Origin of the sequence: Arthrobacter sp. CAN_A6, assembly GCF_015751715.1 — a bacterium.
Taxonomy (GTDB): domain Bacteria; phylum Actinomycetota; class Actinomycetes; order Actinomycetales; family Micrococcaceae; genus Arthrobacter_D.
The window spans coordinates 58,631-79,863 of record NZ_JADOUV010000007.1; the positions used below are offsets into that span (position 1 = coordinate 58,631).

At 66.9% G+C, this 21,233-nt stretch carries 19 protein-coding genes; 18 read left to right on the top strand and 1 reads right to left on the bottom strand.

The window, feature by feature from the left end; genetic code table 11:
• Position 1: 1 nt before the first annotated feature.
• From IWX75_RS12340 to IWX75_RS12420, 17 genes are all read left to right on the top strand, one after another.
• On the top strand, positions 2-1,561 hold the full coding sequence (locus IWX75_RS12340; protein WP_196822543.1) for a UDP-N-acetylmuramoyl-tripeptide--D-alanyl-D-alanine ligase: 1,560 nt from the start codon (positions 2-4) through the stop codon (positions 1,559-1,561).
• On the top strand, positions 1,558-2,658 hold the full coding sequence (gene mraY / locus IWX75_RS12345; protein ID WP_196822544.1) for a phospho-N-acetylmuramoyl-pentapeptide-transferase: 1,101 nt from the start codon (positions 1,558-1,560) through the stop codon (positions 2,656-2,658). The genes IWX75_RS12340 and mraY overlap by 4 nt, the downstream gene beginning before the upstream one ends.
• Complete coding sequence (murD, locus tag IWX75_RS12350) at positions 2,643-4,232, top strand: UDP-N-acetylmuramoyl-L-alanine--D-glutamate ligase (protein WP_196822545.1); 1,590 nt, start codon at positions 2,643-2,645, stop codon at positions 4,230-4,232. The genes mraY and murD overlap by 16 nt, the downstream gene beginning before the upstream one ends.
• Positions 4,233-5,525, top strand: a complete 1,293-nt coding sequence (gene ftsW, locus IWX75_RS12355; protein ID WP_196822546.1) for a putative lipid II flippase FtsW — start codon at positions 4,233-4,235, stop codon at positions 5,523-5,525.
• Positions 5,522-6,631 (top strand): undecaprenyldiphospho-muramoylpentapeptide beta-N-acetylglucosaminyltransferase, encoded by a 1,110-nt coding sequence (gene murG / locus IWX75_RS12360; RefSeq protein ID WP_196822547.1) that lies wholly within the window; start codon positions 5,522-5,524, stop codon positions 6,629-6,631. The genes ftsW and murG overlap by 4 nt, the downstream gene beginning before the upstream one ends.
• Positions 6,628-8,070 (top strand): UDP-N-acetylmuramate--L-alanine ligase, encoded by a 1,443-nt coding sequence (murC, locus tag IWX75_RS12365; protein ID WP_196822548.1) that lies wholly within the window; start codon positions 6,628-6,630, stop codon positions 8,068-8,070. The genes murG and murC overlap by 4 nt, the downstream gene beginning before the upstream one ends.
• Positions 8,060-8,956 carry a cell division protein FtsQ/DivIB gene (locus tag IWX75_RS12370; protein ID WP_196822549.1) on the top strand — a complete coding sequence of 299 codons (897 nt, stop codon included), beginning with the start codon at positions 8,060-8,062 and terminating at the stop codon, positions 8,954-8,956. Before murC ends, IWX75_RS12370 begins: the two co-directional genes overlap by 11 nt.
• A 213-nt stretch (positions 8,957-9,169) precedes the next feature.
• Positions 9,170-10,354 (top strand): cell division protein FtsZ, encoded by a 1,185-nt coding sequence (gene ftsZ, locus IWX75_RS12375; RefSeq protein WP_196822550.1) that lies wholly within the window; start codon positions 9,170-9,172, stop codon positions 10,352-10,354.
• A gap of 53 nt (positions 10,355-10,407) precedes the next feature.
• Positions 10,408-11,256: a polyphenol oxidase family protein gene (locus IWX75_RS12380; RefSeq protein WP_334684313.1), complete on the top strand. Its 849-nt coding sequence runs from the start codon at positions 10,408-10,410 to the stop codon at positions 11,254-11,256.
• Positions 11,253-12,005: a YggS family pyridoxal phosphate-dependent enzyme gene (locus IWX75_RS12385; protein WP_196822552.1), complete on the top strand. Its 753-nt coding sequence runs from the start codon at positions 11,253-11,255 to the stop codon at positions 12,003-12,005. Before IWX75_RS12380 ends, IWX75_RS12385 begins: the two co-directional genes overlap by 4 nt.
• Positions 12,006-12,099: 94 nt before the next feature.
• Positions 12,100-12,618: a cell division protein SepF gene (locus IWX75_RS12390; protein WP_196822553.1), complete on the top strand. Its 519-nt coding sequence runs from the start codon at positions 12,100-12,102 to the stop codon at positions 12,616-12,618.
• A gap of 60 nt (positions 12,619-12,678) precedes the next feature.
• Positions 12,679-12,969, top strand: a complete 291-nt coding sequence (locus IWX75_RS12395) for a YggT family protein (RefSeq protein ID WP_196822554.1) — start codon at positions 12,679-12,681, stop codon at positions 12,967-12,969.
• A 144-nt stretch (positions 12,970-13,113) separates the two neighbouring features.
• Positions 13,114-13,767 (top strand): DivIVA domain-containing protein, encoded by a 654-nt coding sequence (locus tag IWX75_RS12400; protein ID WP_196822555.1) that lies wholly within the window; start codon positions 13,114-13,116, stop codon positions 13,765-13,767.
• Between the two features lie 48 nt (positions 13,768-13,815).
• Positions 13,816-14,433, top strand: coding sequence for a signal peptidase II (gene lspA / locus IWX75_RS12405; RefSeq protein ID WP_196822556.1), 618 nt, complete (start codon positions 13,816-13,818; stop codon positions 14,431-14,433).
• Positions 14,423-15,370, top strand: coding sequence for an RluA family pseudouridine synthase (locus IWX75_RS12410; RefSeq protein ID WP_196822557.1), 948 nt, complete (start codon positions 14,423-14,425; stop codon positions 15,368-15,370). Before lspA ends, IWX75_RS12410 begins: the two co-directional genes overlap by 11 nt.
• A gap of 103 nt (positions 15,371-15,473) precedes the next feature.
• Positions 15,474-19,013, top strand: coding sequence for a DNA polymerase III subunit alpha (gene dnaE / locus IWX75_RS12415; protein ID WP_334684314.1), 3,540 nt, complete (start codon positions 15,474-15,476; stop codon positions 19,011-19,013).
• A 172-nt stretch (positions 19,014-19,185) separates the two neighbouring features.
• A complete protein-coding gene (locus tag IWX75_RS12420) occupies positions 19,186-19,929 on the top strand; it encodes a GAF and ANTAR domain-containing protein (protein WP_334684315.1) in 744 nt (247 codons plus the stop codon).
• 130 nt (positions 19,930-20,059) lie between these two features.
• On the opposite strand, the gene IWX75_RS12425 is transcribed toward IWX75_RS12420, so the two are convergent.
• On the bottom strand, positions 20,060-20,575 hold the full coding sequence (locus IWX75_RS12425) for a flavin reductase family protein (RefSeq protein ID WP_196822558.1): 516 nt from the start codon (positions 20,573-20,575) through the stop codon (positions 20,060-20,062).
• A gap of 86 nt (positions 20,576-20,661) precedes the next feature.
• On the opposite strand from IWX75_RS12425, the gene IWX75_RS12430 reads away from it, so the two are divergent.
• The gene (locus tag IWX75_RS12430; protein WP_196822559.1) at positions 20,662-21,192 is read left to right on the top strand and encodes a hypothetical protein; all 531 of its coding nucleotides are present in this window, start codon (positions 20,662-20,664) and stop codon (positions 21,190-21,192) included.
• The last annotated feature ends 41 nt before the right edge of the window (positions 21,193-21,233 follow it).

Below are 21,233 nucleotides of genomic sequence, written 5' to 3' on the forward strand. Positions count from 1 at the left end.
CATGATTGAATTCAGCGCAGCCGAGATCGCGGCAATCACCGGGGGCTATCTTTCACGCTCCGCCCAGGCAGATCCTTCCCGAACCGTCACCTCTGCAGCCACCGATTCCCGCGAGTGCACGGCGGGCAGCCTCTTCATCGCCAAGCCGGGCGAAAGCTCGGACGGGCACCGATTCGTCCCGCAGGCGGTTGAGCGCGGCGCTGTCCTCGCCCTGGCGGAGCGGCCCGTCTCGGCAACCGGTGACGGCGCCGACTTTCCTTCGGTGATCGTCCCCGACGCGGTGCTGGCCATGGGCGCCCTCGCAGCGGAAGCGGTACGCCGGATCCGGGCCTTCAGCCCACTGACGGTGATCGGCATCACCGGGTCGGCCGGCAAGACCACCACGAAGGACCTCCTGGCCGGCATGCTGGGAACCGAGGCTCCGACCATCGCGCCCGGCGGATCCTTCAACGGCGAGGTCGGAGTGCCGCTCACGGTCTTCAAAGCCGCCCTCGACACGCGCTATCTCATCATCGAGATGGGAGCCACGAAACCCGGGCATATCCGCTACCTGGCGGAGATGGTCCAGCCCGATATCGGTGTGGTCCTTGGGGTCGGGTCCGCCCACGCCGGGGAGTTCGGCGGCGTGGAGAATATCGCCGCGGCCAAGGGCGAACTCTTCGAGGCGCTCCCGTCCGGTGCAACCGCCGTCTTCAACGCGGACGACGAGCGCGTCTCCGCCATGAGGACCCGCACGGCCGCCGATAAGCTCTACTTCACATCGTCCACCGACTTCACGACCGACGACGGCACGGTCCTGAGCGCACGCGACAGCACCACCACCGCCGAGGGCCACCCCGACTTCACGCTCGTCCTGCCCGACGGTGAGACGCACCGGGTGACCTCACCCCTGCTGGGCCTCCACCAGGTGACGAACCTGCTTGCCGCCGCAGCAGTGGGCTGGGCCGTCGGAGTTCCGGGCGAGCGTATCGCGGCGGCCCTCCGCACCCAGCAGGCGACGAGCCGGTGGCGGATGGAACGCACTGAGCGCGACGACGGCGTCACCATCATCAACGATGCCTACAATGCCAACCCCGAATCCATGCGTGCCGCATTACGCACCCTGGCCGAACTCGGAGCCGGCCGGCGGCGTACCTGGGCCGTGCTGGGCGAGATGCTCGAACTGGGCGAGCGGTCGATCGAGGAACACGACCTCCTGGGACGCGTGGTGGTCCGGCTGAATATCTCGAAACTGGTCGTGGTGGGGGACAACGCCCGCGCGCTCTTCAACGGTGCAGTGCTCGAAGGTTCCTGGGGTGAGGAAGCCGTCCACGTGAGCGACGCGGCCGCCGCAGGCGAGATTCTCCGGGCGGGAGTTGCACCAGGGGACATCGTGCTGTTCAAATCCTCGAACGGCGCCGGACTGCGTTTCCTCGGCGACAGTTTCACCGCGTCCGGCGGCGTGTCCGTCGGCAGCGACACCTCCGGCAGCGACACCGTCGGCGGCGTGTCCGTCGGCAGCGACACCTCCGGCAGCGACACCTCCGGCAGAGTCCGGCCTGAAAGCGGGACACGGCCGTGATCGCGATACTGATCGGAGCGGCCACCGCCCTCGTCATCGGATTCCTCGGGACGCCCCTGTTCATTCGGCTCCTCGTCAGCAGGGGCTACGGACAGTTCATCCGCGACGACGGCCCCACAGCGCACCACACCAAGCGTGGTACTCCCACGATGGGCGGTGCGGTCATCGTCGGCGCAGTGCTCCTTGCCTATTTCCTGACGCACCTCGTCATGGGGATGGTCGGTGGCTCGAACGGGCCCACCGCCTCCGGGCTCCTCCTCCTGCTGCTCATGGCGGGCATGGGACTCGTCGGATTCTTCGACGACTACATCAAGATCTCGAAACAGCGCAGCCTCGGACTGAGCGCTCCCGCGAAGATCGTGGGACAGACCACTGTAGGGGTCGTGTTCGGCGTCCTGGCACTTCAGTTCCCCAACGAGGAGGGCCGGACACCCGGCTCCACCGCTGTCTCGTTCATCCGGGATACGTCCTTCGACTTCGCCTTCGCCGGCACTGTGGGCGGAGCGATCCTGTTCGTGCTGTGGGCGAACCTGATCATCACGGGAACCTCGAACGGCGTCAACCTCACGGATGGTCTGGACGGCCTTGCGGCGGGAGCCTCGATCCTGGTCTTCGGTGCCTACATGCTGATGGGAATCTGGCAGTCCAACCAGAGCTGCGGCTCCTCCCGCGTGGTCGGCGACGTCTGCTACTCGGTGCGGGATCCGCTGGACCTCGCACTCCTTGCGGCTTCCCTCTGCGGGGCTCTCGTGGGCTTCCTGTGGTGGAACACCTCGCCGGCGAAGATCTTCATGGGTGACACCGGATCCCTCGCGCTCGGCGGGGCGATCGCCGGTTTCGCGATCCTCTCGCGGACCGAACTGCTGCTGGTCATCCTTGCCGGCCTGTTCGTGGTCATCACGCTCTCCGTGATCATCCAGGTGGGCTATTTCAAGCTCACCGGAGGAAAGCGGGTCTTCCTCATGGCGCCGCTCCAGCATCACTTCGAACTCAAGGGCTGGCTTGAGGTGACCGTCGTGGTGCGATTCTGGATCCTCGCCGGTCTCTTCGTCGCGGTGGCCCTCGGTATCTTCTACGCGGAATGGGTTGTGGGTTGACCAGTACACCGTCCCCGGCCGAATCGGCGCCGGCAGACAGGCTCGGCGGCCTCACGACCTGGGATTCTCCCTGGCGCGGCCTGCGAGCCGTGGTCGCCGGCATCGGAGCCTCAGGATTCTCGGCCGCCGATACCCTTCTTGAGCTCGGCGTCGACGTCGTCGTGGTCGACGGCCTCGACTCTCCCGAGAACCGGGCGAAGGCCGACACGCTTCGCATCGTCGGTGCCGGAGCCGTCCTGCTGGGCAGCGGGCATGCCCTCACGGTGCCGCTGGTCGGCGGCGAGGAGCCCGACGTCGTCGTCACCTCGCCGGGTTGGAGCCCGGCCCAGCCGCTGCTCGTCGATGCCGCACGCCGTGGCATTCCGATCTGGGGCGACGTCGAGCTGGCGTGGCGCGTGCGGATCCGGCAGGGGCGCCCGACGGCGGAGTGGCTCACCATCACCGGGACCAACGGCAAGACGACCACGGTGGGACTGACCGAGTCGATGCTGCTCGCCGCGGGCAAGCGTGCCGTGGCCGCCGGCAACGTGGGGACGCCGATCCTCGACGTGATCCGGGATCCGCAGGGCTTCGATTTCCTCGCTGTGGAGCTCTCGAGTTTCCAGCTGCACTGGTCGGACTCGCTGGCACCGCTTGCGAGTGTCTGCCTCAATATCGCGGAGGACCACGTGGACTGGCACGGCGGCTATGACGCCTATGCGGCGGCGAAGGCGAAAGTGTACGAGCGGACGAGAGTCGCCTGCATCTACAACGTCGACCAGCGCGAGACGGAACTGATGGTGGAGAACGCCGAGGTCCAGGAGGGCTGCCGCGCCGTCGGTTTCACCACCGGCACCCCCGCGGTCAGCATGATGGGAGTGGTGGAGGACCTGCTGGTGGACCGGGCGTTCATCGAGCAGCGGAAGGACTCCGCGGCCGAACTGGCCTCGGTGCGGGAACTGGGCGAGGTGGTTCCACGCCATCTGGTGGCCAATGCGCTTGCAGCCGCTGCACTCGTGCGCGCAGCGGGAGTGGCACCGGCTGCCGTACGCGAGGGTATCCGTGCCTACCGACCGGGGGAGCACCGCATCCAGGTTGCGGGCAACGAGGCGGGGGTGCTGTGGATCAATGATTCCAAGGCGACCAATCCGCACGCCGCTGCCGCTTCGCTCGCCGCCTTCTCGTCCGTCGTCTGGCTGGCCGGCGGCCTCTCCAAGGGGGTCCGGTACGACGACCTCGTCCGCACCCATGCGCGGCGGCTGAAGGCCGTCGTCCTGATCGGGGAGGATGTCAGCGCCCTTCGGGAGGCCCTCCACCGACACGCTCCGGATGTTCCGGTCATTCCTGCCGTCGACCGGCACACTGGAACAGGGCAGTTCCCGGCCGGCGCGGCGGATCCGGCCTACGGCCGGGCCGTCATGGACCGGGCAGTCACCGAAGCCGCACGCCTTGCCGGGAACGGCGACACTGTGCTTCTGGCACCCGCCGCCGCATCAATGGACCAGTTCTCTTCCTACGCCCACAGGGGCACAGCCTTCCTTGAGGCAGTGCGTGCGGTTCTGGAGGGGCAGGCGAAAACCTCGGAGGAGTTGTAGATGGTCACCACGCCAACCAGACCCGGCGGGCACCAGCCGGCGGCTTCCAAATCCCTGGCCGGGAATGAACCGGCAAGGATCAAAGCGGCAGGCGGGCTCCGGCGGGCTTGGACCCTCCTCGAGGGGACGGGCCGCGCACCCAGCGGATCCAGCTACTACCTCATCCTCGGGACGGCGCTGGCCCTGACGGCGATCGGCCTGCTGATGGTCCTCTCGGCGTCGTCGGTCGAAGCGATCTCCGACGGCGAGGACGAGTTCGCCCTGTTCCTGAAACAGTCGGTCTGGGCGACCGCCGGGGTGGTGATGATGCTCATCCTGTCCCGGCTCGGGCCGAAGGCCTACCGCGTGCTCGCCTGGCCGGGGCTGGGCGTGGCGATCGTGCTTCTCGTCCTTGTCCTGCTCATCGGCGAGAACATCAACGGAAACCAGAACTGGATCCGGATCGGGGACCAGAGCTTCCAGCCCTCGGAACCCACGAAGCTGGCGCTCGCCCTGTGGTTCGCCACGGTGCTCGAGCGGAAGAAGGCTCTGATTCGGAACTGGAAACACGCAGTGGTCCCGGCCCTACCCATCGGGGGGCTTCCGATCCTGCTCGTGCTGATGGGTGGCGACCTCGGCACCGGCATGATCCTCATGATGATCCTCGCGGCTGCTCTGTTCTTCGCCGGAGCACCCCTGAAGATGTTCACCCTGGCCGGCATCGCCGGGATCATCGGCGTGCTGCTCCTGGTGGTGACCAGCGACAACCGAGGCGGGCGCATCAGCGCCTGGCTGCGGCTGAACTGCGACAACGGCGCGGATCTCTGCCTGCAGGCCGACAACGGGTTGTTCGCGATGGCATCAGGCGGGTGGTTCGGGGTGGGGATCGGCCAGAGCCGGCAGAAATGGAACTGGATCCCGGAGGCACACAACGACTTCATCTTCGCGATCATCGGCGAGGAGTTCGGGTTGATCGGGGCAACCCTCGTCGTCGCCCTGTTCGGTATCCTGGCAGTTGCCACCATCCGGGTGGCCATGCGCTACACGGACCCGTTCGTCCGCATCCTGATGGGATCGATCCTCGTGTGGCTGATCGGACAGGCTTTCGTGAACATCGGCATGGTCACCGGCCTCCTGCCCGTCATCGGTGTGCCGCTGCCCTTCATCTCCTACGGCGGGTCGGCATTGACCTTCACTCTGGCCGCTGTCGGTGTGCTGTTGTCCTTCGCCCGCAAGAGCCCCAAGATTCCGGGCGACGCAGCCGCCCGGACCGCTTCTCCAGCCAGCCCCGAAAGAGAACCCACAGCGCCATGACACGCAGCAAACCGCTTTCCGCCGTCCTGGCGGGCGGTGGCACAGCAGGCCACATCAGCCCGCTGCTCGCCATTGCACACGCCATTTCCGAACTGGAGCCCGGCGCACGGATCCTCGTGGTCGGCACTGAATCAGGCATGGAGACCCGGCTGGTACCGGCCGCCGGCTTCCAGCTCGAAACCATCGACCGGGTGCCGATGCCGAGGCGTCCGTCCTCCGACCTCCTGAAGCTTCCGTTCCGGCTGCTGCGGGCGATGCGTCAGGCACGGCGGATCCTCGACTCAGCGGGAGCCGACGTCGTCGTCGGTGTCGGCGGATACGTTGCCACACCCGTCTACCTGGCAGCCTGGCTCCGGCGGGTCCCTGTCCTCATCCACGAGGCGAACGCGCGCCCCGGGCTGGCCAATCGGCTCGGTGCCCGCATCGCCAACACCGTCGCCGTCGCGTTCCGGGACGCGGACCTGCCGAAGGCCCAATGGGTCGGCATGCCGATGCGCCCGGAGATCTCCGGTCTGGACCGGGCAACGGACCGTGCGAATGCCCGGCAGGGCCTCGGACTCGACCCGGAGCGGCCCACCCTTATCGTCACCGGAGGATCCTCCGGTGCTGCCAGCATCAACCGTGCGGTGGCCGACGCAGCGCCCGCACTCGTGGAGGCCGGGTTGCAGGTGCTCCACATCACCGGCCGCGGGAAGCAGGTCCTCGCCGCCGACGGCCATGCGCTGGCGCTACCCGGCTACCACCAGCTCGACTACGTGGACGGAATGGAACGCGTGTACGCCGCAGCGGACCTCCTGCTTGCGCGGGCCGGTGCTGCGACGGTGTGCGAGCTGGCTGCCGTCGGCCTTCCATCGATCCTGGTGCCGCTGTCCCACGGCAACGGGGAACAGCGCCTCAACGCCGCATCGCTGGTGACTGCCGGGGGCGCGTTGCTGGTCGAGGACTCCGACCTCACCCCGGAGTGGCTGGTTTCCACAGTGACCTCCCTTCTCACGGATTCCGCCGCCCTCGACGCCATGGGCGCCGCCGCTGCCGGGCAGGGAGTACGCGACGCCGACCAGCGCGTCGCGGCGCTCGTGATCGAAACGGCAGGGCGGAAAGCATGAGCCCCGCGGAAGAACACCAGGAACATCAGGGGGGGCTTGCCGAGCCGGTCCACTTCCTCGGACTCGGCGGAGCCGGCATGTCGGCCGTGGCGCGGGTGCTGCTCGGGCAGGGACTCCGCGTCACGGGGTCGGACGCCTCGGACTCGAAAGCACTCGCCGCACTCGCCGCCCTGGGCGCCGGCGTCCACGTGGGCCATGACGTGGCGAACCTCGGCAACGCCGGCACCGTCGTGATCTCTTCGGCAATCCGCGCAGGGAACCCGGAGCTGGTCGAAGCGAAGCGGCACGGAATTCCGGTTCTTCACCGGTCGGAGGCCCTCGCCGCCGCCACGGCGGGCCGGCAGCTGGTCGCCGTCGCCGGTACGCACGGGAAGACGACGACGACGGCGATGATCACCGTGATGCTCCAGGGCGCCGGCCTTGCGCCGTCGTTCGCGATCGGCGGCGATGTCGCGGCGCTGGGCGTCAATGCACAGTGGACCGGAGGGGACATCTTCGTGGCCGAGGCGGATGAGTCCGACGGCTCATTCCTCAACTACGCGCCGTTTATCGCCGTGGTCACGAACGTCGAGGCGGACCACCTGGACCACTACGGCACGGCGGACGCGGTGACGGCAGTGTTCCGCCGGTTCGCTGAGCTGGTACCCGAGAACGGGCTGCTCGTGGCATGCGCCGACGACCCCGGTGCAGCACAGCTCGTCGCAGGAACAGGTCCGGGCAGACGCGTGCGTACCTATGGCTACGCGGCGGAAGCGGACATCCGCATCGAGGCGACGCGCGCCCTCGGAAGCACCTCGAACAGCGTCCTGTCCTTCGTGGTCGACGGACTCGACGCCCGGCAGGATCTCCAACTCGGTGTTCCAGGGCGACACAACATCCTCAACGCAGCTGCTGCTTTCGCCGTGGCACTGGAACTCGGTGTGGATCCTGCCGTCGCGGCTGCGCACCTCGCCCTCTTCTCGGGCGCCGCACGCCGCTTCGAGGCACGCGGCGTTGGACGGGGAGTGCGCGTGTTCGACGACTACGCGCACCATCCGACCGAGGTTGCAGCAGCACTGACCGCGGCGCGCACCGTCGCCGGGGAGCACTCCGTCCACGTCCTGTTCCAGCCCCACCTCTATTCGAGGACCAGTGAATTCGCGCAGGGTTTCGCCAATGCGCTCGGCATTGCCGATTCCACGGCCATCCTTCCGGTCTACGCCGCCCGGGAGGACCCGGTGCCGGGCGTGGGGGGCTGGCTCATCGCCGATCGGATGGGACCCGCCGGCACCTATGAGGAAAACCCGGCCGCTGCGCTCGAGGCGCTGGTGGCGCGCGCCACTGAAGGGGACATCATCCTGACGGTCGGCGCCGGGGACGTCACCAGGTACGGCGTGCAGCTCGTCGAGCGACTTCGCGCCGGCGAGACCCCGCCGGACGGAGCGGCTGATGTCTTCTAGGAAGCCCCCCACTCCTGCCGGCAGCAGCGCGGCGCCCGGCACAGGATCCCGTGCGAACTCGAGCCGGGTTTCCATGCTCGACGACGGCCCCGCGGCCACCGCCCCCTCCGGCACCGCTCCCTCTGCCACTGTTCCCTCGGCCGTCGCCTCCGGTACGGCCCCCTCCGCCACTGTCCTCGAGTTTCCCGCACCGCCCCGCAGGCGGCGCCGCCGTTACGCGCTGATCTTCGTTCCACTCCTTGTACTTGCTCTTGTGGGACTGGTCGCCTACCTCGTGTTCTCCCCGGCGCTTGCGCTGAGGGAACTCGAGGTGCAGGGGAACTCGTTGGTTCCGACCGATGAGGTCACCGCGGCACTTGCTCCCCTTCAGGGCGTGCCCCTGCCGCAGATCTCCGACGACCAGGTCCGGGAGCTCCTGAAGGACAAGGCACCCATCGAGGACATCGATGTCGCTGCGGAACCACCGTCGACGCTGCTGGTCACCATTACCGAGCGGACTCCCGTGGCCATCGTGCAGGACATCAGCGGATTCGTCCTCGTCGATTCCACGGGCCGGCGGCTGGGCACCGTGGCGGCCCGGGACGCCGTACAGCTTCCGCTCATCGACGGCGGAACCGCGGCGATCGATTCCGCCGTTTTCCCCTCCATCACCGCGGTGCTGGCGGAACTTCCGGCAGATGTCCTCACGCGGCTGAACAGCGCCTCGGCATCGAGTCCGGACTCCATCCAGCTATCCCTGTCGGGGGACCAGAAAATTTTCTGGGGCAGCGCTGAGCGGAATGCCGCCAAGGCAAGGGTGCTGACCGCCCTTCTTGCGATGCCGCCCGGGGATCCGCCCGTGAAGGAGTTCGACGTCAGTACACCTGATCGGCCGGTGACGCGGTGACGCGGCAGAGCAGTAGGTCAGCCTGACTGATTGCAGTAATCGGTGCGACACGCGGCCGATGTCATTGCAACGGCGGCCCCGTGCCCATAGCGTCAAGATAGAAGTTACTTGACATAACGTTAACTTTCATCCTGAAGGTTAACGTTTAACGAGGTCCGGTTCCGGCCGGACGAACCCCATACAGCGTAAAGATTCGAACAAGGGACACAGGACGTGGCAGCACCGCAGAATTACTTGGCCGTCATCAAGGTCGTCGGCATCGGCGGTGGTGGCGTGAACGCCATCAACCGGATGATCGAGGTGGGTCTCCGCGGGGTGGAGTTCATCGCGATCAACACCGACGCGCAGGCGCTGTTGATGAGCGATGCCGACGTCAAGCTCGACGTCGGCCGTGAACTGACCCGCGGCCTGGGCGCAGGCGCCGACCCCGAGGTGGGACGGCGCGCAGCCGAGGACCATTCGGAGGAGATCGAGGAAGTACTCCGGGGTGCGGACATGGTCTTCGTCACCGCCGGCGAGGGAGGCGGGACCGGTACGGGCGGTGCGCCCGTCGTGGCCCGTATCGCGCGATCGCTGGGTGCACTGACCATCGGCGTGGTCACCCGACCCTTCACGTTCGAGGGCCGCCGCCGGTCCAACCAGGCGGAGTCCGGCATCGACACCCTCCGCGAGGAGGTCGATACCCTCATCGTGATTCCGAACGACCGGCTGCTCTCGATCAGCGACCGCAACGTGTCCATGCTCGATGCCTTCCGGTCCGCTGACCAGGTGCTGCTCTCCGGCGTCCAGGGAATCACCGACCTCATCACCACGCCCGGCCTGATCAACCTCGACTTCGCTGACGTGAAGTCCGTCATGCAGGGGGCCGGTTCGGCCCTCATGGGGATCGGCTCGGCCCGGGGCGAGGACCGCGCGGTCAAGGCCGCTGAGCTCGCCATCGCGTCCCCGCTGCTCGAGGCATCGATCGACGGCGCGCACGGCGTGCTGCTGTCCATCCAGGGTGGTTCCGACCTCGGCCTCTTCGAGATCAACGAGGCAGCCCGGCTGGTCCAGGAGGTTGCGCACCCGGAAGCGAACATCATCTTCGGTGCCGTGATCGACGACGCGCTGGGAGATGAAGCCCGCGTGACCGTCATTGCCGCCGGTTTCGACCAGGTGGACGTCACGTCCCAGCCCGCTACTCCTGCGCTCAAGCCGGCCTCGGCTCCCACGGTCGGGGAGAACCGCCGCGCGGCTGCTCCCGCTTCCGCCGGGCTCGGTGCCTGGTCGCAGCAGCGCTCGCGCGGTCAGGCCGTTCCGGCCGACGCAGGGTTCGACGTCGATCTGCCCGCGGTCGTGGAGCAGGACCTGTCCTCGGGCCGTTCCGATGACCTCGACGTGCCGGACTTCCTCAAATAGGGACGCCCGGCGCTGTGTTTTTCTGGCGGCAGCAGGTGCGCCCGGGGTTGCACGTGGCTTTCACCAGTGTGACCGCGGGCAACCTTGCCTTTTCGGTGGGGAATGATCCGGAGGCGACCGCGCGCAACCGCTGCGCCCTGGAGGCTTCGCTGGGGGTGCTCCCCGGACACCTGCGCTTCATGAACCAGACCCACTCCAGTGTTGTGGCCGATGTCGAACCGTCGGCAGGCACCGGAGCGGGTGGGTCCGGCGCCGTCACGCCTTCCAGGGGTTCCGGCGCCGGAACTCCTGCGAACGCAGCTGTTCACGCTGACACTGCTGTTCAGGCTGACACTGCTGTTCACGCTGACGCGATGGTTTCCGCGGACGGCTCGGTTCCCCTGGCCGTCCTGGTCGCCGATTGTGTGCCGATCGTGCTGGCTGACAGGCAAAGCCGGGCGACCGCGGTGGTGCACGCAGGCCGGCAGGGAATCCTCGACGGAATCGTCCGCGGGACCGTCGTGCGCCTGCGCGAGGAGGGGGCGACGGATCTCGAAGCATGGATCGGGCCGTCCGTCTGCGGGAAGTGCTACGAGGTTCCGGCGTCGATGAGGGATGAATTTTCGGCTGTGGTGCCTGCCGCCAGGGCCAGCACCCGATCCGGCAGCCCGTCCCTCGACCTTCCAGCGGCGGTTACGAGCCAGCTCGATGGGCTCGGGGTCGAGGTCGTATCCGGAGCCGTGCGTGCGGACATGGTCCTGTCCGATGATGGGTCGGACGCTGTACTGGTGGATACGGCGGCGTCGGACGTGCCGGCGCTGGATCCGTCGGATTCCCGCTGCACCCTTGAGAACCCGCGGCTCTTCTCGCACCGGCGTGAGCCGGGCGCGGGACGGATCGCCGGGCTCGTGTGGCGGACATGACTGATGCACCGGGCTCGCGATCCGGTGGCAGGCCTGCTGAACTGCAGGACCGACTGGCGGCAGTTCGGCAACGGATAGCTGCCGCGTCGGCGGAGGCAGCACTCCCGGAGCCGACCCTGATCGTCGTCACCAAATTCTTTCCGGCGTCCGACGTGCGTATTCTCGCCGGCCTCGGTGTCCGGGACGTCGGAGAGAACCGGAACCAGGAAGCAGCAGCCAAAGCCGACGAAACCGCCGACTGCGTCCTGCGCTGGCACTTCATCGGCCAGCTGCAGACGAACAAGGCGAAATCGGTGGTCCGGTACGCCGACGCCGTCCATTCAGTGGACCGGGCGGCCCTCGTGGGCGCGCTCGCCAAGGCGCGGGCGACGGAGAACGAGCACCGCGACCAGCGGGGGGAGCGGCCCCTGGATCCACTCTCCTGCTTCGTCCAGATCAATCTCGACGACGCCGCCACCGACACCCGGGGCGGGGCACCGCCGGGACAGGTCGAGGACCTTGCCGTCCGGATCGCCGGTGCTCCGGAGCTGGCCCTCGCCGGCGTCATGGCGGTCGCCCCCCTCGGGGTGGATCCACTAGCGGCTTTCCAGCGATTGGGGGACCTCGCTGCCACGGTACGATCCGTGGATTCCCGCGCGACGGGCATGTCGGCCGGCATGAGTGCCGACCTCGAAGCAGCGATCACCGCCGGTGCGACACACCTCAGGATCGGCTCTGATGTGCTCGGTCCGCGACCTCCGTTGCGGTAGCGTCTGAGCTATAACGGCGGGGATACCGGGGTCGACACCAGCGATGCCACGGGAACGACCAGACGTTCCACTTTCTTAGATGACAGGAGTTACCATGGCTGGCGCACTGCGCAAGACAATGATCTACCTTGGGCTTGCCGATGGTGACGAGCACTATGACCCCGAGCCGCGAAGCGCACACAGCAGGAACGAGGAGTACGCAGTGGACTACGACCGCGAAGAACGCCACCTCGAGGCGGCTCCGGCAGCACGAAGCGTATCCGTCGACGAGTACCGCGCCCCGGTGACCCCCATCAAGCGGGCGCACTCCTCCCGGGAGGACTCCTCGTCCCTCCGCCAGATCACCACGGTTCATCCACGGTCCTACAACGACGCGAAGCTCATCGGTGAGAGTTTCCGCGACGGCATTCCGGTCATCATGAACGTCACGGACATGGGTGAATCCGACGCCAAGCGGCTCGTCGATTTCTCCGCCGGCCTGGTTTTCGGTCTTCACGGGAGCATCGAAAGGGTCACCAATAAGGTGTTCCTGCTGTCGCCGTCGTATATTGAAGTCCTTGGCGAGGACCAGAAAGCCAGTGAGGCGCAGACCAGTTTCTTCAACCAGAGCTGAATCCGCGGGCTTCCCGGACCTGCCGCACCCCTGTAAGGCCCAAAGGACTGGATCTTCTCTGTGAGTTTGGTATTTGCCCTCGTCTACCTCGTGTTGATGTTGTTTCAACTCGCGCTCATCATCCGCATCGTGTACGACGCCGTGCAGATGTTCGCCCGCGACTGGCGCCCCAAGAAGTGGGCGCTTGTCCTGGCGACGGGCGTCTACACCGTCACCGATCCACCAATCCGGGCGCTACGGCGTCTGATCCCGCCGCTTCGCCTGGGTGGCGTTTCACTGGACCTGGCATTCCTCGTCCTCTTCATCGCCGTCGTTATCCTGATGGGCGTATCGGCCAACCTGGCAGTCTAAGCAGTTTAGGAACTTGGCTTCCAAAAGATATACGCTGAATTCCGGCTTGATGGAAAGCCGCCGTTCCATGTCCACAATTTCCGGTACCGAAGGCAAGGCCGTGTTGAGAGCCGGCTTTCCTGATAACTCCCACGAGGTGACCAGATGGCCTTGACGCCAGAAGACGTTGTGAACAAAAGGTTCCAACCCACGAAATTCCGTGAAGGCTACGATCAGGACGAGGTCGACGACTTCCTCGACGAGATCGTCGTGGAACTGCGCCGTCTCAACCAGGAGAACGAGGAGCTTCGACTCCAGGTGAACGGAGCGCCCCCCGCCGCACAGCAGCCCACCTCGGTGCCGGCACCGGTGGCGGCAGGCGCCGATGCGCGAGAGGCCTCCGGCGAGGTCGGAGCCGGGGTCGCCCCCGAGCCCGAGGTCGAGAGTTCAGCAGCGGATCCCGCCGCCATACCGGCCCAAACAGGCATCTCCTCCGCGGCATCCGCTGCAGGCGTCCTGGCGATGGCGGAGCGGCTGCACGACGAGTACGTCAACGCCGGCGTCGAGCAGCGCGACAAGATCATCGCCGAAGCGCAGAGCGAAGCCACAGGCCTGGTGACTGACGCCGAGGAGAAGAGCCGCCTGACGCTCGGCGCGCTCGAGGAGCAGAAGTCAGTTCTCGAGGAGAAGGTCGAGCAGCTCCGCGAGTTCGAGCGCGACTACCGTTCGCGGCTCAAGGCGTACATCGAGGGGCAGCTGCAGGACCTCGATTCGCGGGGTTCAGTTGCTACCGAATCCACCGAAGTCGCAGAATCCTAGCCAGTTCCGCCCTGCGGCACGGGACCACGGCCGCGGCGAGAGTGCACCATGACCGATGATGGAATCCCGAATGCCGGGCAGCCCGAGAAGGCTGCCGGCAGCAGCAGCAGGAGGGCCGGGCGCGGGGGCGGCCGGGCGATGTACCGCCTCGTAGTGGTCCTCTGCGCCGCCGTCGCCTACGTCTTCGACCAGCTCACCAAGCTCTGGGTGGTCGGCACCATGACCGAGGGGCAGATCACTCCGGTTCTCCCTCCGCTGCTGAACTGGCACTTCATCCGGAACCCCGGGGCGGCCTTCTCCATCGGCACCGAGATCACGTGGGTGTTCACGATCGTGATGGTCCTGGTATCGATCGCCATCATCACCCAGGTCCCCAAGATCGCCTCAAGGGGCTGGGCCGCGGCCCTCGGACTCGTCCTCGGTGGTGCCCTGGGCAACCTGACGGACCGCCTGGTGCGGGAACCGTCCTTCGCACAGGGCCACGTGGTCGATTTCATCGCCCTGCCGAACTTCGCGATCTTCAACATCGCGGACTCCGCCGTCGTCAGCGGAGTGGTGCTGATCTGCCTGCTCACCCTCCGCGGCATCAATCTGGACGGCTCACGCATCGGCGACGAAACAGGAACCGAAGGGACGCCGGGCGCGGGGGAGCCTCATGAACGCTGAGCTGCCCGGCAGCAGGAGCGTCTTCACCGTGCCGGAGGAACTCGGCGGTGCGCGCGCCGACGCTGCGCTCTCACTGGTCGCCGACGTCTCGCGGTCCGTTGCCGCCGCCTGGTGCAGGGAGGGCAGGGTCACCCGGGGCGGGGCGAAGCTGGCCAAGGCGGACCGGGTGCTGGCCGGACACGAACTCTCCGTGGTCCTGCCTGAAGCGGTGGATCCGCATCGCATCGTCCCGCAGGCCGTCGACGGCCTGGTGATCCTCCTCGATGATGATGACTTCGTGGTGATCGACAAGCCGGTGGGTGTCGCTGCACATCCCTCGCCGGGCTGGGTAGGGCCGACGGTGGTCGGTGCGCTGGCCGCCGAGGGGTACCGCATCTCGACGTCGGGTGCACCGGAACGCGCTGGGATCGTCCACCGGCTCGACGTCGGAACGTCCGGCGCCATGGTCGTCGCGAAGACCGAGCCGGCCTACACCGCACTGAAACGTGCGTTCAAGGAACGAACGGTCGAGAAGGTGTATCACGCGGTGGTGCAGGGTCTGCCCGATCCGCTCGTCGGAACCATCGACGCCCCGATCGGCAGGCACCCGCACGCCGACTGGCGCTTCGCGGTGATGGAGGACGGACGGCCTTCGGTCACGCACTACGCCGTCCTCGAGGCCTTCGGCCGGGCGAGCCTGGTCGAGGTCCACCTCGAGACGGGAAGGACCCACCAGATCCGCGTGCATTTCTCGGCGCTGCGGCATCCCTGCGCGGGAGACCTCACCTACGGCGCTGACCCCCGACTGGCCGCGAACCTCGGCCTGACACGGCAGTGGCTGCACGCCCACCGGCTCGGTTTCGCCCACCCCCGGACCGGCGAGCCCGTCTCGTGCGAAAGTCCCTATCCCCTCGACCTGGCCTACGCCCTCTCGGCGCTGGCCAGCGGGGCCGTCTAGGCCGCTCCTTCCGGATCGTCAGCCGGACCGCGACCCCGCGTCCCGGCCCGGCTCCTGTTCCGCCGGACAGGGGGACCGGCGTCCTCTGGCCTAGAATAGGCAGGTGGTTTCAGCAGCGGCAGCAAATGCATCCTTCGTCCATCTTCACAATCACACCGAGTACTCGATGCTCGACGGCGCCGCTCGGCTGACGGACCTGTTCAGCCACACCGAGGAACTGGGGATGAGCGCCCTCGCGACCACCGACCACGGATTCGTCTTCGGCGCGTTCGACTTCTGGAGCAAGGCCCGCACCGCCGGTATCAAACCCATCATCGGCGTCGAGGCCTACCTGACGCCCGGCACGGCACGCGCGGACCGGACCCGCGTCCAGTGGGGCGGGGGAGGGCGCGACGACGTCTCCGGTGCCGGTGCCTACACCCACATGACGCTCTGGTCCGAGTCGACCGAGGGCATGCACAACCTGTTCCGGATGTCTTCGCTGGCCTCCCTCGAGGGCTACCTCTACAAGCCGCGTATGGACCGTGACCTGCTGCAGACCTACGGCAAGGGGCTCATCGCCACCACCGGATGCCCTTCCGGGGAGGTCCAGACGAAACTGCGGCTCGGCCTGTACAACGAGGCGAAACAGGCTGCGTCCGACTTCCGGGACATCTTCGGGGCGGAGAACTACTTCTGCGAGCTGATGGACCACGGCCTGGACATCGAGCGGAGGGTCAAGACCGACCTCATCCGGCTGGCCTCCGAACTCGGACTGCCGCTCGTGGCCACGAACGACCTCCACTACACCCACGCAGAGGACTCCAAGGCCCACGCCGCCCTCCTGTGCGTCCAGTCGGGCTCGACCCTCGCCGATCCCAAGCGCTTCAAGTTCGATGCCGACGAGTTCTACCTCAAGTCCCCGGCCGAGATGCGGGCCATCTTCCGTGACTACCCCGAGGCGTGCGACAACACCCTCCTCATCGCGGAGCGGTGCGACGTCGAGTTCAACACCAAGGCCAACTACATGCCGCGGTTCCCGGTGCCGGAGGGGGAGAACGAGCAGTCCTGGTTCGTCAAGGAAGTCGAGACGGGCTTGGCGTACCGGTACCCCGCCGGGATTCCCGATGACGTACGGAAGCAGGCCGAGTTCGAGGTGGGCGTCATCGCCCAGATGGGCTTCCCCGGCTACTTCCTGGTGGTGGCCGACTTCATCAACTGGGCCAAGGACAACGGCATCCGGGTAGGCCCCGGGCGCGGTTCCGGAGCCGGCTCCATGGTGGCCTACGCCATGCGCATCACGGACCTCGACCCGCTCAAGCACGGCCTGATCTTCGAGCGCTTCCTCAACCCCGAACGTGTCTCGATGCCCGACTTCGACGTCGACTTCGATGATCGTCGCCGCTCCGAGGTGATCCGCTACGTCAGCGACAAGTACGGCGATGAGCGCGTGGCCATGATCGTCACCTACGGCACCATCAAGGCCAAGCAGGCGCTGAAGGATTCATCCCGCGTCATGGGCTACCCCTTCTCCACCGGCGAGCGGCTCACGAAGGCCATGCCGCCCGACGTCATGGGCAAGGGCCTTGCGCTTGCCGACGTCCACAACAAGGACGCCAAGCGCCATTCCGAAGCCGAGGAGCTGCGTGAACTGCTGAAGACCGATCCCGAGTCGGCCAAGGTGTTCGAGACGGCACTCGGACTCGAGGGACTGAAGCGCCAGTGGGGCGTGCACGCCGCCGGGGTCATCATGTCCTCGGATCCGCTGATCGACATCATCCCGATCATGCGCCGTGACCAGGACGGCCAGATCATCACGCAGTTCGACTACCCCACCTGCGAGGGGCTCGGACTCATCAAGATGGACTTCCTGGGGCTCCGCAACCTCACGATCATCACCGACGCCGTCGAGAACATCAAGGGCAACAAGGACACCGACCTGGTACTCGAGGACCTCGAGCTCGACGACAAGGCGTCCTATGAGCTGCTGGCGCGCGGCGACACCCTCGGGGTCTTCCAGCTCGACGGCGGACCGATGCGGGCGCTCCTGAAACTCATGCGCCCCGACAACTTCGAGGACATCTCAGCGGTGCTGGCCCTGTACCGTCCGGGACCGATGGGCGTGAACTCCCACACCAACTACGCACTCCGCAAGAACGGGCTGCAGGAGATCGAGCCCATCCACCCCGAGCTCGAGGGCCCCCTCGAGGAGATCCTCGGTGGGACGTACGGCCTGATCGTGTACCAGGAGCAGGTGATGTCCGCGGCCCAGAAGCTTGCCAACTTCAGCCTCGGCCAGGCGGACATGCTCCGCCGGGCCATGGGCAAGAAGAAGAAGTCCGAGCTCGACAAGCAGCAGGCCGACTTCTTCTCCGGCATGAAGGAGAACGGATACTCGCAGGCAGCGATGGACAAGCTGTGGATCGTCCTCGAATCCTTCTCGGACTACGCGTTCAACAAGGCGCACACCGCCGCCTACGGGCTCATCTCCTACTGGACGGCGTACCTCAAGGCACATTACCCGGCCGAATACATGGCCGCCCTCCTCACCAGCGTGGGCGACGACAAGGACAAGCTGGCCATCTACCTCAACGAGTGCCGCCGCATGGGCATCACCGTCCTGCCGCCCGACGTCAATGAATCGAGCGTGAACTTCACCCCGGTCGGCAAGGACATCCGCTTCGGCATGGGCGCCATCCGCAACGTCGGTGCCAACGTGGTGGGCGCGATGGTCGGAGCCCGGGAGGAGAAGGGCGCCTTCACCTCCTTCAGCGACTTCCTGCAGAAGGTGCCCGCCGTCGTCTGCAACAAGCGGACTATCGAATCGCTGATCAAGGCAGGCGCCTTCGACTCACTCAGGCATCCCCGGCGTGCGCTGGCGATGATCCATGAGGAGGCGGTGGACTCGGTGATCGTCCTCAAGCGCAACGAGGCGGCCAACCAGTTCGATCTGTTCAGCGCCTTCGACGATCCGGCCGCCGGAAGCGGGCTGGCGGTGGAGGTGCCGGACCTGCCCGAATGGGAGAAGAAGGACAAGCTCTCCTTCGAGCGGGACATGCTGGGGCTCTACGTCTCGGACCACCCGCTGCAGGGACTCGAGGGCATCCTCAGCCAGCACGCCGACTCCTCGATCACCTCGATCATCAGCGATGAGGGACCGGCCGACGGCGCCATCGTCACTATTGCCGGCATGATCACCTCGCTGCAGCGCAGGATCGCCAAGAACAGTGGCAATGCCTATGCCCGGGCGGAAGTGGAGGACCTCGCCGGTTCGATGGAGGTGATGTTCTTCGGGCAGGTCTACGGGCCCATCTCCGCGGTGCTCGCCGAGGACCTCATCGTGGTGGTCCGAGGGCGGTTGCAGCGCAGGGACGACGGCGCCGTCATGCTGAACGCCCAGGAGCTCAGCGTTCCCGACCTCAGCGAGGGCCATTCAGGGCCCGTGGTGATCTCGATGAACCAGCACAAGGCCACCGAGGCGGCGGTGAGCGCCCTGGGCGACGTGCTGCGGACCCACCCCGGCACCAGCGAGGTGCTCATCCGCCTGAGCGGATCGCGCAAGATCGAGGTGATGAAGCTCGGCGTCGACCTGCGAGTCAGCCCGACGCCCGGCCTGTTCGGTGACCTGAAGGTGCTTCTCGGTCCCGCCTGCCTCGACGCCTGACCCGGGACGGCCTTTCCAGCCGGGCCGCGAGGGTCGCCGTAGCAGCCCAAGAGGGTTCCCGGGGGCCCATCCCGACCGGTAGCGTTAGCTTGATCGTCCAGGAGAGGCGACCGATGCCCGAAGCTACCCTGCCGTCCGGCGGGCCGATGGCAAGGGCCGGAAAGTGGGATAGGTGTCCGAAGAGAAATCGACCATAGAGAACGTATCCCTGCCGGGGATGCTGCAGGACATGGTGCTCGAAAGCTCCGACGTCGAGGGATTCCTGAAGGGGCTGGCGAAGCTTGCCGCCGACAGACTCTCTTCCCCGGGCAGCGAGGTGCTCTGTGGAGTCACGCTGCTCCGTCCCAGGGCCAAGGGGACGATGGCCACCAGCAGCGAGCACGCGCGGAAGATGGACGAGGTGCAGTACGCATTCAACGACGGGCCGTGCCTGCGTGCAGCCCGCGAAGGGAAGACCTACACCGTCGCGGATTTTCGGACCGAGACCAGGTTCGGCCGGTACACCGAGGCGATCGCGGACCATGGGATCCTTTCGGCACTGGGGGTTCCGATCCCGCTCGACGGTGACGCCGATGCAGGGCTCGACCTGTACGCCGAGACAGCGCACGCTTTCGGCCCGGCGGGCATTGCTGCTGCCGAAGAACTGGCGAGGGAGGCATCGAAGTCGCTCCGCATGGCAGTGCGTCTAGCGCAGCTGACGGAGACCGGAAACAACCTCAGGGCCGCGATAAGTTCACGGACGACCATCGACATTGCCGCAGGCATCATCATGGGACAGAACCGCTGCAGTCATGACACGGCGATGACCATCCTCAAAGCCGCGTCCAACGGACGGAACAGGAAGCTCCACCAGGTGGCCGCTGCCGCCATCGAGTCCCTCGGTCAGGAAGTGCCGCAAACCCACTTCGACGGATGACCGGTAGCGCGCCGTCCGCCGAAACGTCAGGAGGAGGTGCTTTCCCGCCGCACCCCTTGGCGGGTACCGGACCGGACAGGAGGGAGCGGACCGGTTCGAAGGCCGGTCGACAATCCCCGGCGTGTGGAGCCTAGATCACGTAGTCGGTTGCAGCGGGCGTCCCGTAGCTCCCGCCGTGATACAGCAGGGGTGCGCCGTCGGGCCCGGTGTCGCCGGCCACCACTTCGGCCACCACCACGGCGTTGTTCTCGAACGAGAGCCTCATGCTGATCCGGCCGATGAGCCAGCCCGCCACGCCGTGGAGCAGGGGCACCGAATGGGGGCCCGACGACCAGTCGTCCCCGCTGAAACGGTCCTTCGACCGTGCAAAACGTTCGGCCAACGCCTCGTTGTCGATACTCATCATGTGGACGCCGACGAAGTTCGTGTTGGCGACAGCCGGCCAGGAGGAGGACGTTCGCGCCATATTGAAGCTGAACCGCGGGGGATCGGCCGAGAGGGAGGCGACAGATGTCGCGGTGAACCCGAAGGGGCGTCCCTCATAGGTTGCGGTGATGATGGCGACACCAGCCGCGTGGCGGCGGAAGACCTCGCGGAACGGGCCCTGGAGGGCAGGGGCGCTGACCGCGCCGGGATGGTCGGTCACGAATTACCTCCGAGGTTGCGGTTGAAACACACCTTCCACGATAGGCCGGTCCTGGAACCCTCCTGCATTTTGTTAATGTAGAAGTCATGCGTCCACGCCAGCAGCCCGTCACCGGGGCTTCCCCGTATCCCCCTCCGGTGTACGCGGTGCCCGAGGATCGCACCACAGTTCCGCCCGCCGGAGTCCTGTGGTGGGCCGGCATCACCCTGCTGGTCGGCGTCGCCATGGGTGTGGCATGGTGGCTCGGTGCCCCGGCGGGGTTCCTGTACGGCGATCGGCTTCGGCCCTCGACCTGGCTGCTGCGGGACCTGACCCTGGCCGCCCTCGGGCTGGTCGCCGGCCTCGTGCTCGGCGGGGTCGTTGCAGCCCGCATGGATGCGCCAGGGCTGGTTCCCCGCGTGGTGACGGTAGTGGCCGGCTCCGCCCTGGGTTCGCTGGCTGCCGTGCTGGTGGGAGAGGGGCTAGCTCTGCTGTTCGGTCCGCACGGTACCGAGGATTCGCCGGGCTCGGTGTTCCTGCTGCATTCGCCGGGCGCCGCCGCTATCTGGCCGGCCACCGTGGCCCTGGTTGTTTTCGTCGTGTCCCTGTTCTCACTGGCGCGCACCCGGCGCGGGTGACCGGCTGCGGCAATGGTGAGCGCCGCCGGTAGACTTTCGGC